Genomic DNA, 16,899 nt, shown 5'->3' with positions numbered 1-16,899 from the left:
CCCGGTCCTGCACCCTGGCATGATCGACATTCAGCCTCGCGCCGTCCTTGCCAGATCGGCGAGATGGACCGGGAGCGACACGATCAGCGGCACCGCGACCCAAGGCCAATCCAGCCCGGTCAGCGCGGCGCGCAGCGCGAACAGCATCAGCATGCCCGGCGCCAGCCGGAGTGCCGCGGTCGCGATGCTCCACCCCTGCCGTCGCAGCCAGAGAAGTTCGAGGGCGATTACCCCCAGCACGATGTCGACCGCGTGCCCGCTGGCGAACAGCCAGGTCAGGGAAAGGGTCCGTTGAGCTGGACGATCGCCAGATTGAGGTAACCCGCGAACCCCACCGACAGCAGATAGGGCAGCAACAGCGCTGCCGCAGACCGCGAATGCCGGGCCAAGACGACGATCAGCAGCAGGATCGACAGCCAGAGCACGATTATCTCCGCGACCGCCCAGTCGGGCCGCTGCAGGCGGAAGAAGACGAGGCTCCACAGGATGTTGAGAAATCCGTTGCCCGCAAACAGGCCGAGCAGCCATTCGCGCTCGCGCCACCGCGCAATCGCCCGCCACCCCGTGACGCCCGCCAGGGCCGTACAGCTGTAGATCGCGGTCCAGGCCAGCCCATAGGCGGCGTCGGGCGGTGCCCAATGTGGCTTGAGCAGACTGCCATACCAGGATCCGGTGTCGATGATCGTCGCGCCCACCAGCGCCACCAGAGTCGCGAGCAATGCCGCGATGCAGACCGGGAAGATCCAGACCCTATCCATCGCGCATCAACTCGCGGTCTGCAGCAGATGCCGCATGTCCTTGGCGAAGATCCGCGCATAGGCGAGCGGCCGTGCATAGATCAGCCGCTTGTTCATATAGGCGTGCCAGGTCAGATGCTGGACGTCGCGGTCGGCGCACATCGCCACGAAGCGTTCGCGGCGGCGATCGTCGCGGTACCAGAAATGCTGCATGATCGCGAGGATGCGGAACACCAGCCCGTGCGCGCGCATGAAGCGCCGCCGCGCCGCGCCGAGCGCCCTGGGGTCTCCGCTGGCGAGGAAGGTATCGACCGCCTCGGCAGCGAACCGCGCGGACAGCATCGCGTAATAGAGCCCCTCGCCCGAGGCCGGCGCGACCGCCCCCGCGGCATCGCCGATCACCAGCACGTCGCGGCCATTATCCCATCGCCGCAACGGGCGGAGCGGGATCGGCGCACCCTCGCGACGCAGCGTCACGCACGATTCGAGCCCGAGCCGCACGCGCAACCGGCTGGTCGCGTCGCGCAGGCCATGCCCCTTGTGCGCGCTGCCGACGCCGATGCTCGCGGTGTCGCCGTGCGGGAACAGCCAGCCGTAGAAATCGGGCGAAAATTCGGCCTGATAGAAGACGTCGCACCGGGTGCGATCGAACGCCGCGGTGCCGGGTTGCGGCGTACGGATCACCTCGTGATAGGCGAAGACGCACGGGTTGCGCACCGCATCGTCGAACACCGCCTCGGCGACGCGCGACCGGGCGCCGTCCGCGCCGATCACGCACCGTGCGCGGACGCGATGATCGCCCTCGCCATCGGTATAGCGGACCTGTGCGCCACCATCGCCGTCGCGGACGATCGCCTCGAACCGCCCGGTGCGCCGCTCAGCGCCCTGTTTGGCAGCGCGGTCGCGCAGCCACTCGTCGAACGTGTCGCGGTCGACCATGCCGACATAGCCGCCCGCGCCGCTCGGATCGACCGGCATGTCGACCGCACGCCGCGACGGCGCGATCATCCGCGCGGTTCGCGCCCGCCCAACGATCAGATGATCGGGAATCGCGAAATCACGGATCAGCCGCGGCGGGATGGCGCCGCCGCACGGCTTGATCCGGCCCGCGCGATCGAGCAGCAGCACCGATCGCCCCGCCTGCGCCAGCTCGGCAGCGGCGGTCGCCCCGGCCGGGCCGCCGCCGACGACGACGCAGTCATAGGTCGTCAAGCCGCCGCCGCGCGCGCGCGCGACTGGCGTCATGTCCTGCTGGCGACCCGCCCTGCGCATCGCCAGCGCTGCGGCGGCGACGAAGACCAGCGCTTCGGCCAGGAAGACCAGGGTGAAGACGGTGGCGGGAGAGTCGATCCGGCTCCGCCCGAGATCGACGCCCGTCGCGCCGAGCAGCCCGCCAAGCCCGAAGGCGATCGCCTGTGCCGCGCCCCACACGCCCATGCGGAGTCCCGCCTGCTCCCGCCCCTCTGCCTGCCCGCGTCCCGCCAGCGCGATCATCGCGCCGATCGCCGCGACCGCGAAGACGCCATTGGCCAGGCCGAGCAGCGCGACATTGGCGGTCAGCGGCCAGCCCGGCCCGATCCGCGCCGCCAGCGCGAGCCCCGCCAGCGCCGCCGCCGACCCGAGACACCCGCCACCGATCCACCAGCGCAGCCCGCGCGTCTCCCCGCCTTCACCCCGCCCGCCGCCAAACGCCCCGCCGCCGACCCCCGCGACGATCATCCCGACGAGCACACCCCCGTGCTGCACCCCCGACAGCTGCGTCGAGGCCCCCGGCGCGAGCCCGAACACCAGCCCGGCGAACGGCTCGAGGATCAGGTCCTGCATCGCATAGGCCAGCATCGAGACGAAGACGAAGAGCGTGAAGCGGCGCGCCTCGCCATCGTCCCAGATCGTCCGCAACGCCGTAGTCAGGTTAGCCGAACGATCCACCCGCCGAAGCGATTCGTCGAGCGGGGCAAGCTCCTTGAACCCCACAGCCCCCTCGACACCGAGAAGCGCCACCACCGCGAGCGCGAACGCGCACCCCGCGACGCCAGTCGCGACCTGGGTCAGCCGTGCTGCGGAAAAAGGTGCGAGCAGCGCACCGGCCACTCCCGCCGTCACCGCGATCCCCGCGACCATCATGATCCAGGTGATCGCCGCCGCCGCCGCGCGCCGCTCGGGCGCGACTCGGGTCGCGAGCAACGCCAGCAGCGAGGTGCCCGCCGCGCCCACGCCCATGCCGATCATCGCAAACGCGGCAATCGCCAGCGCCAGCCCCCCGGGCGCGCGTGCGGCGAGCAGCGGCAGCGCACCGACCGCGAGCAAGGCGCCGAGCGCGAGCACCGCCATGCCCCCTATGATCCAGGGTGTCCGCCGCGCACCGCGATCCGAACCATGCCCCCAGACCGGTCGCGACAGCTGGACCGCATAATGCCAGGCGACCAGACCGGCGGGGAGCGCCGCGGGCAGCGCATATTCGACCACCATCACGCGGTTGAGCAGCGACGTCGCCAGCATCACGATCGCGCCGATCGCGCTCTGCACCAGCCCGAGCCGCACGATACCGAGCCAGCCGAGCGGGACCCCGCTCACAACCCCGCCACCCCGCCGAGCCCGAACGCCGACGCCAGCATCCCGAGGACATAGAGCGTCGTGCCGGTCGCGTTATACCATGGTGTGTTTTTGAGCGGATCGCGCAGCAGCCGCACCATCAGCGCCAATTGCCCCACCAGCAACGCCGCGACCAACAGCCCGATCAGCCCGTGCCCCCACAAAGCCAGCAGGCCGATCACCGCGACCTGCGGGACCGCCATGACGATACAGGCCAGCCGGGCGGCGCGATCGACCCCCAGCACGACCGGCAGCGAGCGCAGCCCCATCATCCGGTCGCCCTCGACCGCCTTGAAGTCGTTGAGCGTCATGATGCCGTGCGCGCCGGCGGTGTAGAGGCCGAGTATCACCAGCACCGCAGCGTCGGGCCAGCCGCCCGTCATCGCCGCCGCGCCGGTAAACCAGGTCAGCCCCTCATAGGTAAGCGCGACCACCGCGGGCCCCCAGATCCCGCTCGCCTTGAACCGGAATGGCGGCGCGCTATAGGCCCAGGCGCAGGCCAGCGCGACGCCGGTCGCCGCGAATACCAGCGGCCCCATCGCCACCCCGACCACCGCCGAGATCAGGCTGCCTGCGATCGCGATCCGCAAGCCCCAGCTGCCGGCAATCCGCCCCGACGGAATCGGCCGCAGCGGCTCGTTGATCGCGTCGACATGGCGGTCGAACCAGTCATTGGCCGCCTAGCTCGTCCCGCAGACCAGCGGCCCCGTCAGCAGGATACCCCCGACAAGAAACGGCCAGCGATCGCCCAGCGGAACGCCCGACGACACGACCCCGCACAGGAACGCCCAGATCGGTGGAAACCAGGTGACCGGCTTGAGCAGTTCCAGCACGTCGCGGGCCGCGGGCGGCGGCATCGCGACACGGGAAGCGGACAGGCGATCCATGCCAAGAAGCTAGGATCAGACACCCTCATCTGTCAACATATGTTGACACCGGTGCCGCTGACCGTCGCGCGTTCAGCCGTCGCCCGACACGAGATTGCCGAGGCCGTGGCGATGAAGCTTCGAATAGAGACTTTGCCGACTCACGCCGAGCACCTCCGCCGCGGACGCGCGATTGTCCGACGTATAGGCCAGCGCCGCCTCGATGCAGAGCCGTTCGATCAGATCGGTACTCTCGCGCACGATCTCTTTCAGCGACATGCGGCCGACCAGCTCGGTCAGCTGCTCGACCGATCGCGGCGTGTCGTGCGCGACCAGCGGCACCTGGCGCAGGCGACGTCCGACATGGCGGATCGTGAAGCCGAAACACTCGCTGCCGCCCATCGGCGCGACCACGCCGGACACCTCGATCTCGGCCTTCGCACCCGCCGCGCCGCGCAGGATCGTCGCGACGTTGCGGACCGAGCCATGTTCGCGCAGCTGCGCGACGATCAGCTCGAGATCGATGCCCGGCCGGCCCAGCCACGCGCCCAGCCGCGCGCCGATCAGCCGCTCGATCGACGGCATTTCGGTCAGCTCGACAAAGGCGGCATTCGCGGTCAGCACCACCAAGTCGCGATCGACCAGCACGAACGAATCGGGCATGCGCTCGACCACGTCGCCAAGCGTGGCCTCGTGCCGCCGCGCACCGACGACCGGCTCGACCGCCTCGATCCGGACGATCAGCGACGGGCTGCGCGCCTGACGGAACAGCTTCGCATCGATCCGCACGTCGAGCGCGCGATCGTTCAGCCGCAGCGCAACCGGTGCGACATCGTCCGCCGCCTCCGCCGCACCGAGATGCGCGACCAGGTCGTCGCGATCATGCGGGTCGACGATCGTGCTGACCGGCGCACCGACCAGCGTATCGGCGGCGGCATCGAGCAGCCGCAGCGCCGCCGGATTCGCCTCGCGGATGCGGCGCGAGCCGGCGTCGACGACCAGGATCGCATCGGACGCCATGTCGAACAGCATCCGGTACCGCGTCTCGGCCTGGCGCAGGCGGATATAGTCGCGCTCCAGCGCCTGTTGCGTCTGCAGCAGCCGTTGCTGGGTCGCCGCCGCGCCGCGCAGGTCGCGACCGATTGCGACGAGCCGATCGGGAGTGCCGAGCGACATCACCAGATAGCGGACCGGTACGTCGCCACCCGCCGCGGGATGCGTCACCTGTCGCCAGCGCGCGGGTTCGGGGCGGCCCGCCGCCGCGAGCATCTCGGCCGCCTTGGGACGGCTTTCGACCGTCATCGTGTCCATCCAGCGTTCGCCGACCCAGCCGGCAAAGCCGTGATTGGCAAGATCACCCTGCGACACCGCCACGTCGAGGATCTGCCCATCGGCGGCAAGGATGAAGGCGACGTCGCCGACGGCCGCGAGCAGCGACGCGGCCACGCGCGCGCTCAGGGCCCCGGGCGCGGCGTCGGGGCGGGCGAAGGCCAGATGCGGGGAAGAGGCGATAGTCTTGTCCATCGACGAGCGTCGCGCTCCAATCTGCAGCAATCAATTACACGCCGTGGTACCCCATGCGCTTTCGCGGAGAAGATCGCCGGCCATTTTCAGCGCGAGTTTCGCATCGGACGCGGTACCATCGGCGCCGACTTTGGTGGCGAGATCCGGGTCTGCATTGAAAATCGCACCGCCGACCATGATGCAGACGCGAGGATTTCGCGAAACCCCTCGCAACGCAGCAATGATCGATGCAAGCCCGGCGATATGGCAGTCGCAACTGATCGTCAATCCGATGATATCGAACCAGTCCGCCGTCGCGGCATCCAGCAACACGGGCGTCTCCGCGTCGTTGATCCGGTCCGTCAGCCAGCCGCCATGCCGAAAGACCTCGTCTAGGACGATCGTCCCGAAACTGTGATGATCGCCCTGTAACGACGCGAATAATGCCCGATGCCGGTCGCCCGGATCCGTCCGGATGCTTGGCATGCGACCGGCAATCTCGTGCACGACTTCCTGCAGTCGCCACAACCCCATCGTGACATCGACGAAATCGCAGCGATCATCATCCCAATATTCGCCGAGCAGACGCGCGGCGGGTGCGAGCAGATCGACCATGACCGTCTCGACCGAGACACCGCGGTCGAGGATCGTCTCGATATGCGCGAGCAAGCGATCGGCATCGACCTGCATCACCAGCGGCGCGAAGATGCCCACCTCGACGCTGTCGATCGGGCCATCCGTCCCGATCTCGGCGGAGGGCATCGCCGCACTGGCATGTGCCGCCATCAGCCGCGGAATGATCTCGCATTCGATCAGCGCCGACAAAGGGCGATCATAGTCCCCGTCATCGCGACGCGGCCCCGGACCAAGATCTCGGCGGCCATCGCTCCAGTCCCGACGTGCAAACGACCCGGTGCTCCACCGGAAACCGCGCGAATAGTGAGTAACCGCTGCCATTACCGGCTCTCCCCAGCCTGGTCGACACGCCAACAACTACAGACCGGGACCTGCATTTGGCAGATTAGCGGCGACTCGCAGCATATCCCACTTGCAATTGACTGACAACCGGACGGTTTTGCTGCACCGCACAACCTGTTCCGGATTATGGACGTCCAAATAACTTGACACTTTTTGAGGGGCGGGCGTAAGGTCCGATCGGAACTTGGGCAGGCGGGGCGCGATGCAAGCGAACGACCTTTCTCCGGCAGATCGGCAGGGCGGCGCGGCCGTCCCGGGCGCCCGCCGGGCAGCCGCCCCGCTCTACACGCCGGACCAGCGCGAGCGCCGCGACTCGTCGGGCTGGACGCTGGTCCAGGGGGTGCTCGCACCGATCCAGTTCCTGATCTTCCTCGTCAGTCTGACGCTGGTGCTGCGCTATCTCGCGACGGGCGACGGCGTGGTCGCCGCGACGATATCGATCGTGGTCAAGACGGGCGCGCTCTACGCGATCATGATCACCGGCGCGATCTGGGAGAAGCAGGTGTTCGGCCAATGGCTGTTCGCCCCCGCCTTCTTCTGGGAGGACGTGGTGAGCATGCTCGTGCTCGCGCTGCACACCGCCTATCTCGTCGCGCTCGCCCGCGACTTCGGCAGCGAGGCGGGACGCATGTGGCTCGCGCTCGCGGCCTATGCGAGCTACGTCGTCAATGCCGCGCAGTTCCTGATCAAGCTGCGGGCCGCGCGGTTGCAGCGTGCACCGGCGGGCATGGTCGCGTCATGACCGCCCCGCTTTCCACCCCCCTGCCCACCGCCCCCCTGGCAACCGCGCAGCATCTCGGCCGGACCGGATGCGACGCCGCGCCCGTACTGCGCGAGCGCGGCCAGCGCGAGGTGTTCTGCGGGCTCACCGGGATCATCTGGCTGCACCGCAAGATCCAGGACGCGTTCTTCCTCGTCGTCGGCTCGCGAACCTGCGCGCATCTGCTGCAATCGGCGGCGGGCGTGATGGTGTTTGCCGAGCCGCGCTTCGCCACCGCGATCATCGAGGAGCGCGATCTCGCGGGGATGGCGGACTGCAACGACGAGCTCGACCGCATCGTCGACCAGATGCTGCTGCGCCGGCCCGACATAAAGCTGCTGTTCCTCGTCGGCTCCTGCCCATCGGAGGTGATCAAGCTCGACCTCTCGCGCGCCGCGGCCCGGCTGTCGGTCAAGCATGGCGGCACGACCCGGATCCTCAACTATTCGGGCAGCGGGATCGAGACGACCTTTACCGAAGGGGAGGATGCCTGCCTCGCGGCACTGGTCCCTGGCCTCGCCGCCGACGCATCTCCCGCGCCGAGCCTGATGATCGTCGGCGCGCTGCCCGATGTCGTCGAGGACCAGTTCCTCCGGCTGTTCGACGCGCTCGGCATCGGCCCAGTCCACAGCCTGCCCGCACGGCGCGCAGGAGGGATGCCCCCGGTCGGGCCCAATACGCGCTTCCTGCTCGCCCAGCCGTTTCTCGGCGAGACGGCGCGCGCACTCGAGGATCGCGGCGCGACCCGGCTCGACGCGCTGTTCCCGTTCGGTGCCGAGGGCACGACCGACTGGCTGCACGCCGCCGCCCAGGCGTTCGGCATCGACGAGATGCAGTTCCGACGCACGATCGCGCCCGGCCGCGAACGCGCCAAGCGTGCGCTCGCGCATGCACGCCCGCTGCTCGAGGGCCGGCGGATCAGCTTCCTCCCCGATTCCCAGCTCGAAATCCCGCTCGCGCGCTTTCTCGCGACCGAGCTCGGGATGGTCCCGGTCGAGGTCGGCACGCCCTATCTCCACCGCCGCCACCTCGCGCGCGAACTCGCGCTGCTCCCCGCCGCGACGCGGCTGAGCGAGGGGCAGGATGTCGATCGCCAGCTCGACCGCGTCCGTGCGAACCGCCCCGACCTCACTGTCTGCGGCCTCGGCCTCGCCAATCCGCTCGAGGCCGAGGGGCTGACGACGAAATGGGCGATCGAGCTCGTCTTCTCGCCCGTCCACGGCTTCGACCAGGCGGGCGACCTTGCCGACCTCTTTGCGCGACCGCTGCGGCGGCGCGACCTGCTGAGGGTGTGATGCAGCTGACCGTCTGGACCTATGAGGGACCACCCCATGTCGGCGCGATGCGGATCGCGACCGCGATGGAGGACGTCCATTATGTCCTTCATGCGCCGCAGGGCGACACCTATGCCGACCTGCTGTTCACGATGATCGAGCGGCGCGGCAAGCGCCCGCCGGTCACCTACACGACCTTCCAGGCGCGCGACCTCGGCAAGGATACCGCCGCGCTGTTCCAGACCGCGGCGCGCGATGCCTATGCGCGCTTCACGCCGGGCACGATGCTGGTCGGCGCCTCGTGCACCGCCGAACTGATTCAGGACGATCCCGCCGGGCTGGTCGCGGCGATGGACCTGCCCTGCCCGGTCGTGGCGCTCGAACTGCCCAGTTATCAGCGCAAGGAGAATTGGGGCGCGGCGGAGACCTTCTACCAGCTCGTCCGGACCCTCGCGCCCAGCCCCGCGCCCAACCGGGCAAACGCGCGTCCGACCGCCAACATCCTCGGCCCGACTGCGCTCGGTTTCCGCCACCGCGACGATGTGATCGAAGTCCGCCGCATCCTCGATGCGCTGGGGATCGCGGTGAACGTCGTGGCGCCGCTCGGTGCGACCACCGCGGACATCGCCCGGTTGCCCGACGCCGATTTCAACATCTGCCTCTATCCCGAGATCGCCGACACCGCCTGCCGCTGGCTCGCGCGCGAACACGGCCAGCCCGTCGTCACCACCGTGCCGATCGGCCACGGCGCGACGCGCGACTTCATCGCAGAGCTGGCAGCGCTGACCGGGATCGATCCGGCGGGCGCGTGCGACCCTGGCCACCTGCCCTGGTGGAGCCGCTCGGTCGACTCGACCTATCTGACGGGCAAGCGGGTCTTCATCTTCGGCGATGCGACGCATGCGATCGCCGCCGCCCGCGTCGCGCGCGACGAACTGGGGTTCGAGGTCGTCGGGCTCGGCTGCTACAACCGCGAATTCGCGCGCGACCTGCGCGCCGCCGCGGCGCTCTACGGCGTCACGCCGCTGATCACCGACGACTATCTGGTCGTCGAGGAGGCGATCCAGGCGCTGCAGCCCGAACTGGTGCTCGGCACGCAGATGGAACGGCATATCGCCAAGCGGCTCCGGATCCCCTGTGCGGTGATCTCGGCCCCCGTCCATGTCCAGGATTTCCCCGCACGCTATTCGCCGCAAATGGGGTTCGAGGGCGCGAACGTGCTGTTCGACACCTGGGTCCATCCGCTCGTGATGGGGCTGGAGGAACACCTGCTGACGATGTTCCGCGACGATTTCGAGTTCAGCGACATGGCCGGTACGAGCCATCTCGCGCCCCTCCCGGTGGCGCCCGAGCCCGCCCCACAGCCGGTATCGCCCGAAATCGCATCCCGCCCCGCCCCCGACGCCAGCGCCGCGCGTGTCTGGTCGGCGGATGCCGAGCGCGAGCTGCTCAAGATCCCCTTCTTCGTCCGCGGCAAGGCGCGTCGCAACACCGAACGGTTCGCCGCCGAGCGCGACGTCGCAACGATCACGATCGACACGCTCTATGATGCGAAGGCCCATTATGCCCGATAGCGCCATCCGCCGCCCGGTCCCGCTGCATGTCGTGATCGTCACGCTCGACAACCATCTGTCGGGCGCCGCCGAACGCGCCGCCGCACGGTTCGCCGCGGACGATAGCGGGATCACGATCGGCTTCCACGCCGCGGCCGACTGGGATCGCGGCACCGGGTCGCTCGATCGCTGCATCGCCGATATCGGCCGCGCCGACATCGTCATCGCGACGATGCTGTTCCTCGACGATCATATCCGCGCGGTCCTTCCCGCGCTGACCGCGCGCCGCGAGGCCTGTGCCGCGATGGTCGGGCTGATGTCGGGTAGCGAGATCGTCCGGCTGACCAGGCTCGGCGACTATCGCATGGACAAGCCGGCCAGCGGTCCGCTCGCGCTGCTCAAGCGGCTGCGCGGATCAGCCAAGCCCGGCGCCTCGTCGGGCGCGGGACAGATGCGGATGCTGCGGCGGTTGCCCAAGATCCTGCGGTTCATCCCCGGCACCGCGCAGGACGTCCGCGCCTATTTCCTGACGCTGCAATATTGGCTGGCGGGCAGCGACGACAATGTCGTCGGGATGATCCAGGCGCTCGCCGGCCGCTATGCGGGCCACGCCGTCCGCGCCGCCGCGCCGCGCGATTATCCCGAGGTCGGCGTCTACCATCCGGCGATACCGGACCGGATCGCCGACCGGGCGGACGCGCTGCCTGTTCACGGAGGCTCGCGCGGCACGGTCGGCGTGCTGATGCTGCGCTCCTATCTGCTCGGCCGCGACACTGGTCATTATGACGGCGCGATCGCCGCATTCGAAGCGCGCGGGCTGCGCGTAATTCCCGCCTTTGCCAGCGGGCTCGACTCGCGCCCCGCGATCGAGCGCTTCTTCATGCGCGACGGCGTGCCGATCGTCGATGCGGTCGTCTCGCTCACCGGGTTCAGCCTGGTCGGCGGCCCCGCCTATAACGATGCAGAGGCGGCGGAGGCGATCCTCGCCACGCTCGACGTGCCCTATGTCGCGGCGCATCCGCTCGAATTCCAGTCGCTCCAGCAATGGGGCGCGGGGCGTCAGGGGCTGTTGCCGCTCGAGGCGACGATGATGGTGGCGATCCCCGAACTCGACGGTGCGGTCGTACCGAGCGTGTTCGGTGGGCGTGCCGACGGATCGGGCGCGTGCAGCGGGTGCGCACGCCGCTGCACCTTTACCGAATCCGGGCTGACGCGCGAGATGCGCTCCTGCCCCGACCGCGCCGAGGCGCTGGCGGGCAAGGTCGCGCGCCTTGTCGACCTGCGCCGGTCCGAACGGCGCGCGCGCAGGCTCGCCGTCGTACTCTTCAACTTCCCGCCCAATGCCGGCGCGACGGGTACCGCGGCGCATCTCGCCGTCTGGGAGTCGCTCCACGCCACGCTCACGGCGCTCGCGGCCGCGGGCTATGCGGTGGACGTCCCCGCCGATGTCGACGCGCTGCGCGAGGCCGTGCTGCACGGCAATGCCGCGCGCTACGGTGCCGATGCCAATGTCCATGCCCGCATCCCCGCCGACGACCATGTCCGGCGCGAGCCGCATCTGGCCGCGATCGAGGCGCAATGGGGGCCCGCCCCCGGTCGCCAGCAAAGCGACGGCGCGTCGATCCACGTCCTCGGCGCGCAGTTCGGGCAGGTGTTCGTCGGGATCCAGCCCGCCTTCGGCTATGAGGGCGACCCGATGCGGCTGCTGTTCGAGGGCCGCTTCACCCCCACCCACGCGTTCAGCGCCTTCTACCGCTGGCTGCGCGAGGATTTCGCCGCGGATGCGGTCCTGCATTTCGGCACGCACGGCGCGCTCGAATTCATGCCGGGCAAGCAGGCGGGGCTGAGCGGCGACTGCTGGCCCGAACGGCTGATCAGCGACCTGCCCAACCTCTATCTCTATGCCGCGAACAATCCGTCCGAAGGGCTGATCGCCAAGCGCCGCTCGGGCGCGACGCTGATCAGCTATCTGACGCCGCCGCTCGCGGAAGCGGGGCTTTACAAGGGGATGACCGAGCTCAAGGCGCTGCTCGAGCGGTGGCGCTCGTCGCCGTCGCAGGCGGAGCGCGACCTGCTCGATCCGATGATCGTCGCTTCGGCGGCTGCGCTCGATCTCGACGCGCGCGACCTCGATGCCTTGTCGGCCAATCTCTACGAAGTCGAACGCGAGCTGATCCCCTACGGCCTGCATGTGCTCGGCGAGCCGCTGCCCGAGGCGATGCGCGCGCAGATGATCGCCGCGGGCGCCGATCCGTCGCTGTCGTCCGTCAATCCCGAACTCGGCGCGCTGATCCATGCGCTCGATGCGGGGTTCGTCCGCCCGGCGCCCGGCGGCGACGTGCTGCGCAATCCCAAGGCTCTGCCGACCGGGCGCAATATCCACGGCTTCGATCCGTTCAGGATCCCAGGCAGCTTCGCGATGGCGCAGGGCCTCGCACAGGCCGACGAGGTGATCGCACGCCACACCGCGAGCGGCGCGGCCTTCCCTGAGACGCTGGCCATGGTGCTCTGGGGTACGGACAATCTGAAATCGGAGGGGACTCAGATCGCGCAGGTGCTCGCGCTGATCGGCGCACGGCCGCGGTTCGACGGCTATGGCCGGCTCGCAGGCGCCGAACTGATCGCGCTCGACGAGCTCGGTCGCCCCAGGATCGACGTGATCGTCACGCTGTCGGGCATCTTCCGCGACCTGCTGCCGCTCCAGACGCGGATGATCGCGGAGGCCGCATGGCTCGCCGCGACCGCGGACGAACCGCTCGACCGCAACGCGGTGCGCCGCCACGCGCTGGCCTACGCCGAGCGGACCGGCTGCGATCTCGAAACCGCAGCACTGCGCGTCTTCTCCAATGCCGAGGGCGCCTATGGCGCGAACGTCAACCTGCTGATCGACGATGGCGCGTGGAGCGATCCCGACGAGATCGCCGAGGTGTTCGAACGGCAAAAGGGCTATGCCTATGGCCGCACCGGCACCCCCGCGCGCCAGGCCGATCTGTTCAAGGCCGCGCTCGCGGGCGTCGACCTCGCCTATCAGAATCTCGACTCGGTCGAACTCGGCGTCACCGATATCGACCATTATGTCGATGCGTTGGGCGGGATCAGCCGCTCGATCACGCGCGCACGTGGCAGCGCGGCCCCGGTCTATATCGTCGATGCCACGCAAGGCGCGACCAAGGTCCGGACGCTGTCCGAACAGGTCGAGCTCGAGACACGCACCCGGATGCTCAATCCGCTCTGGTATGAAGCGATGCTCAAGCATGGCTTCGAGGGCGTCCGCAATATCGAGGCGCACGTTACCAACACGCTCGGCTGGTCGGCGACGACCGGAGACGTCAGCCCCTGGGTCTATCAGCGGATCAGCGAGACCTATGTGCTCGACGACGCGATGCGCGAACGGCTGGCGACGCTGAACCCCAAGGCGTCGGCGCGCGTCGCCAACCGCCTGATCGAGGCGAGCGACCGGCATTTCTGGTCACCCGACGCAGCAACGCTGGCCGCACTCCATGCGGCAAGCGACGACCTCGAGGATCGCCTCGAGGGTATCACCGCGGTCGCGGCATAAGGACGATATCATGGCCCTGCTCGATCCCCCTACCCGCCCCGTTGCATCCCGACCCGATGGCGCGGGCAGCGTCCAGGTCCGGCTCGACCCCGCCGACCGGATCGGCTCCGCCAAGGTGTTCGCAATCTACGGCAAGGGCGGGATCGGCAAGTCGACGACTTCGTCCAACCTGTCCGCGGCATTTTCACTGCTCGGCAAACGCGTGCTGCAGATCGGCTGCGATCCCAAGCACGACAGCACCTTCACGCTGACCAAGAAGCTCATGCCGACGGTGATCGACGTGCTCGAGACCGTCGAATTCCACGCCGAGGAACTCCGGCCCGAGGATTACATGTTCGAAGGCTATAACGGCGTGATGTGCGTCGAAGCAGGGGGGCCGCCCGCGGGCACCGGATGCGGCGGCTATGTCGTCGGCCAGACCGTCAAGCTGCTGAAACAGCATCATCTGCTCGAGGAAACCGATATCGTGCTGTTCGACGTGCTCGGCGATGTCGTGTGCGGCGGGTTCGCTGCCCCGCTGCAGCATGCCGAGCGCGCGGTGGTGGTCGCGTCGAACGACTTCGACAGCATCTTCGCGATGAACCGCATCGCCGCCGCGATCCAGGCCAAGGCGAAGAATTACGAGGTGCGGATGGCCGGCGTCATCGCCAACCGGTCCGCCGCGACCGACGAGATCGACCGCTACAATGCCGCCACCGGGCTGAAGCGCCTCGCGCATTTTCCCGATCTCGACGCGATCCGGCGCAGCCGCCTCAAGAAATGCACGCTGTTCGAAATGGAGCAGACGGCCGAGGTCGCGGCGGCGTGCGACGAATATAAGCGCCTCGCCGCGCTGCTCTGGTCGGGCTGCGATGCGCTCGACGCGATGCCGATGAAGGATCGCGACATCTTCGAATTTCTGGGGTTCGAATGATGGCCAGCCTGGTTCCTTCCACCGGCTATGCCGCGCGCCGCAACCGGCTCGAAACCTATTTCGACCGCACCGCGTCGCAAACCTGGGCGCGGCTGACGTCCGACGCGCCGGTCAGCGGCATTCGCGCCACCGTCCGCGCCGGCCGCAACCGGATGCGCGAGACATTGCTGTCCTGGCTGCCCGCGGACATGACCGGGCTGCGGCTGCTCGATGCAGGTTGCGGCACGGGCGCGCTGGCGGTCGAGGCGGCGCGGCGCGGCGCTTCGGTGGTCGCGATCGATCTTGCCGCCAGCCTCGTCGAGGTCGCACGCGACCGGTCGCCGGCCGGGCTCGCGATCGACTGGCGAGTCGGCGACATGCGCGACCCTGCGCTCGGCATGTTCGATCATGTCGTCGCCATGGATTCGCTGATCCATTACCGCAGCACCGACCTCGTCGAGCTGGTGGAGACGCTGACCCGACGCACGCACGGCTCGATGCTGTTCACCTTCGCGCCCTCGACCCGGCCGCTGGTCGTGATGCACGCGATCGGCACGCTCTTTCCCCGCGCAGACCGTGCGCCGGCGATCGAGCCCGTCCGCGAACGCGTCCTGCGCGCGCAGCTGCACGCGAGCGTCGGCCATGCGCGGATCGGCCGCGACGCGCGCGTCGCCAGCGGCTTCTACACCAGCCACGCGCTGGAGATGATCGCCGCATGAACCGGCTGGTCGCCTTGAAGACCGGCGCGTTCTGGGCGCGGCTCGGCACCCGCTTCCTGCCGTTCGCGGACGCGGCGACCGACGACCTGCCGCTCGGGCGTCTGCTGCGGCTGTCGCTGTTCCAGCTGTCGGTCGGGATGACCGCGGTGCTGCTGACGGGCACGCTCAACCGGGTCATGATCGTCGAGCTCGGCATGTCGACCAGCCTCGTCGCGGCGATGGTCTCGCTCCCGCTGCTGTTCGCGCCGCTGCGCGCGCTGATCGGGTTCCGGTCGGATCACCATGCCTCGCTGCTCGGATGGAAGCGCGTGCCCTATCTGTGGTTCGGAACGCTGCTCCAGTTCGGCGGCCTGGCGATCCTGCCCTTCGCGCTGCTGGTCATGACCGGCGGCGGCACGGGCCCCGCGATCTTCGGGCAGATCGGCGCGGCGCTCGGCTTCCTGATGGTCGGCGCGGGGATGCACACCACGCAGACCGCGGGGCTGGCGCTCGCGACCGATCTCGCCCCCGACGATGCGCGGCCGCGTGTCGTTGCGCTGCTCTACGTCATGCTGGTCCTCGGCATGATGGTCAGCGCGATCGTGATCGGCCGGCTGCTTGCCGATTTCACCCCGACCAAGCTGGTCCAGCTGATCCAGGGCGCGGCGGTGCTGACCGTCGTCCTCAATCTGGTCGCGATGTGGAAACAGGAAGCGCGGGGGCCTCGCCCGGTCGTGCCCCGGCCCGATCGCCCGAACTTCGGCGCGATCTGGGCGATCTTCATCGCCCGCCCACGCACGCTGCGGCTGCTCGTCGCGGTCGGTCTGGGCGCGGCGGCGTTCAGCATGCAGGACGTGCTGCTCGAACCCTATGGCGGGCAGGTGCTCGGCATGACGGTCGGTGCGACCACCGCGCTGACCGCGCTCTGGGCGCTCGGCATGCTGGGCGGGTTCGCACTCGCCGCCAGACGCCTCGGCGAGGGCGACGATCCGCATCAGCTGGCGGGCTTTGGCGGCGTGCTGGGCGTCACCGCGTTCCTGTGCGTGATCTTCGCCGGCGCGCTGTCGTCGGTCGCGTTGCTCGGCACCGGCGCGGCGCTGATCGGCTTTGGCGGCGGACTGTTCTCGGTGGGCACGCTGACCGCCGCGATGGCGATCGCCGACGCGGGGCCGCTCGACGGCCGCACCGGGCTCGCGCTGGGTGCCTGGGGCGCGGTGCAGGCGAGCAGTGCCGGCGTCGCGATCGCACTCGGTGCAGTCCTGCGCGACCTCGTCTCGGCGTCAGCGATGGCGGGGGCGTACGGCCCGACGCTCGCGACCCGGGTCACCGGCTATGCCGCGGTCTACGGCGTCGAGATTCTCCTGTTGCTCGGCACGCTCGTCGCGCTCGGCCCGCTCGTGCGCGGTCGGGGCGCCACCGTCGACGCGGTCGGCGAGCGGCCGGTGCCGCGTTTCGGTCTCAGCGAATTTCCGGTCTGAAGGGACGAT

General features: G+C 69.3%; 13 protein-coding genes and 1 pseudogene. 7 read left to right on the top strand and 7 right to left on the bottom strand.

Going from position 1 to position 16,899, the window contains the following annotated elements; genetic code table 11:
- Positions 1 to 30 precede the first annotated feature (30 nt).
- The 7 genes and pseudogenes from IFT54_RS17955 to IFT54_RS17925 form a co-directional block, all read right to left on the bottom strand.
- A complete protein-coding gene (locus IFT54_RS17955; RefSeq protein WP_342354863.1) occupies positions 31 to 240 on the bottom strand; it encodes a hypothetical protein in 210 nt (69 codons plus the stop codon).
- A gap of 35 nt (positions 241 to 275) precedes the next feature.
- The gene (locus tag IFT54_RS17950; RefSeq protein WP_192071613.1) at positions 276 to 758 is read right to left on the bottom strand and encodes a TspO/MBR family protein; all 483 of its coding nucleotides are present in this window, start codon (positions 756 to 758) and stop codon (positions 276 to 278) included.
- 6 nt (positions 759 to 764) lie between these two features.
- Positions 765 to 3,311 carry a geranylgeranyl diphosphate reductase gene (locus IFT54_RS20945; RefSeq protein WP_342354862.1) on the bottom strand — a complete coding sequence of 849 codons (2,547 nt, stop codon included), beginning with the start codon at positions 3,309 to 3,311 and terminating at the stop codon, positions 765 to 767.
- A pseudogene (bchG, locus tag IFT54_RS17935) lies at positions 3,308 to 3,997 on the bottom strand ((bacterio)chlorophyll synthase); the annotation flags it as partial. The pseudogene bchG and the gene IFT54_RS20945, both read right to left, overlap by 4 nt.
- 12 nt (positions 3,998 to 4,009) lie before the next feature.
- The gene (locus tag IFT54_RS20940; protein WP_342354861.1) at positions 4,010 to 4,216 is read right to left on the bottom strand and encodes a hypothetical protein; all 207 of its coding nucleotides are present in this window, start codon (positions 4,214 to 4,216) and stop codon (positions 4,010 to 4,012) included.
- Positions 4,217 to 4,288: 72 nt separating this feature from the next.
- Positions 4,289 to 5,719 (bottom strand): transcriptional regulator PpsR, encoded by a 1,431-nt coding sequence (gene ppsR / locus IFT54_RS17930; protein WP_192071612.1) that lies wholly within the window; start codon positions 5,717 to 5,719, stop codon positions 4,289 to 4,291.
- Positions 5,720 to 5,749: 30 nt separating this feature from the next.
- The gene (locus IFT54_RS17925) at positions 5,750 to 6,655 is read right to left on the bottom strand and encodes a cobalamin B12-binding domain-containing protein (protein ID WP_192071611.1); all 906 of its coding nucleotides are present in this window, start codon (positions 6,653 to 6,655) and stop codon (positions 5,750 to 5,752) included.
- 223 nt (positions 6,656 to 6,878) lie between these two features.
- Between IFT54_RS17925 and bchF the strand changes: the two genes are divergently transcribed.
- From bchF to IFT54_RS17890, 7 genes are read left to right on the top strand one after another with little or no spacing between them, the layout of a single operon-like run.
- Complete coding sequence (gene bchF / locus IFT54_RS17920; protein WP_192071610.1) at positions 6,879 to 7,418, top strand: 2-vinyl bacteriochlorophyllide hydratase; 540 nt, start codon at positions 6,879 to 6,881, stop codon at positions 7,416 to 7,418.
- A complete protein-coding gene (locus IFT54_RS17915; protein WP_192071609.1) occupies positions 7,415 to 8,731 on the top strand; it encodes a ferredoxin:protochlorophyllide reductase (ATP-dependent) subunit N in 1,317 nt (438 codons plus the stop codon). Before bchF ends, IFT54_RS17915 begins: the two co-directional genes overlap by 4 nt.
- A complete protein-coding gene (gene bchB / locus IFT54_RS17910) occupies positions 8,731 to 10,284 on the top strand; it encodes a ferredoxin:protochlorophyllide reductase (ATP-dependent) subunit B (protein WP_192071654.1) in 1,554 nt (517 codons plus the stop codon). The genes IFT54_RS17915 and bchB overlap by 1 nt, the downstream gene beginning before the upstream one ends.
- A complete protein-coding gene (locus IFT54_RS17905) occupies positions 10,274 to 13,822 on the top strand; it encodes a magnesium chelatase subunit H (RefSeq protein ID WP_192071608.1) in 3,549 nt (1,182 codons plus the stop codon). The genes bchB and IFT54_RS17905 overlap by 11 nt, the downstream gene beginning before the upstream one ends.
- Positions 13,823 to 13,832: 10 nt before the next feature.
- Positions 13,833 to 14,735, top strand: a complete 903-nt coding sequence (bchL, locus tag IFT54_RS17900; RefSeq protein ID WP_192071607.1) for a ferredoxin:protochlorophyllide reductase (ATP-dependent) iron-sulfur ATP-binding protein — start codon at positions 13,833 to 13,835, stop codon at positions 14,733 to 14,735.
- A complete protein-coding gene (gene bchM / locus IFT54_RS17895) occupies positions 14,735 to 15,433 on the top strand; it encodes a magnesium protoporphyrin IX methyltransferase (RefSeq protein WP_192071653.1) in 699 nt (232 codons plus the stop codon). The genes bchL and bchM overlap by 1 nt, the downstream gene beginning before the upstream one ends.
- Positions 15,430 to 16,890 (top strand): BCD family MFS transporter, encoded by a 1,461-nt coding sequence (locus tag IFT54_RS17890; RefSeq protein ID WP_031439824.1) that lies wholly within the window; start codon positions 15,430 to 15,432, stop codon positions 16,888 to 16,890. Before bchM ends, IFT54_RS17890 begins: the two co-directional genes overlap by 4 nt.
- Positions 16,891 to 16,899 lie beyond the last annotated feature (9 nt).

Source organism: Sphingomonas sp. CFBP 13714 (genome assembly GCF_014842205.1).
Classification (GTDB): domain Bacteria; phylum Pseudomonadota; class Alphaproteobacteria; order Sphingomonadales; family Sphingomonadaceae; genus Sphingomonas; species Sphingomonas aerolata.
The sequence above is the reverse complement of the archived record's forward strand: the minus strand, read 5'-3'. Positions and strand labels throughout refer to the sequence as shown.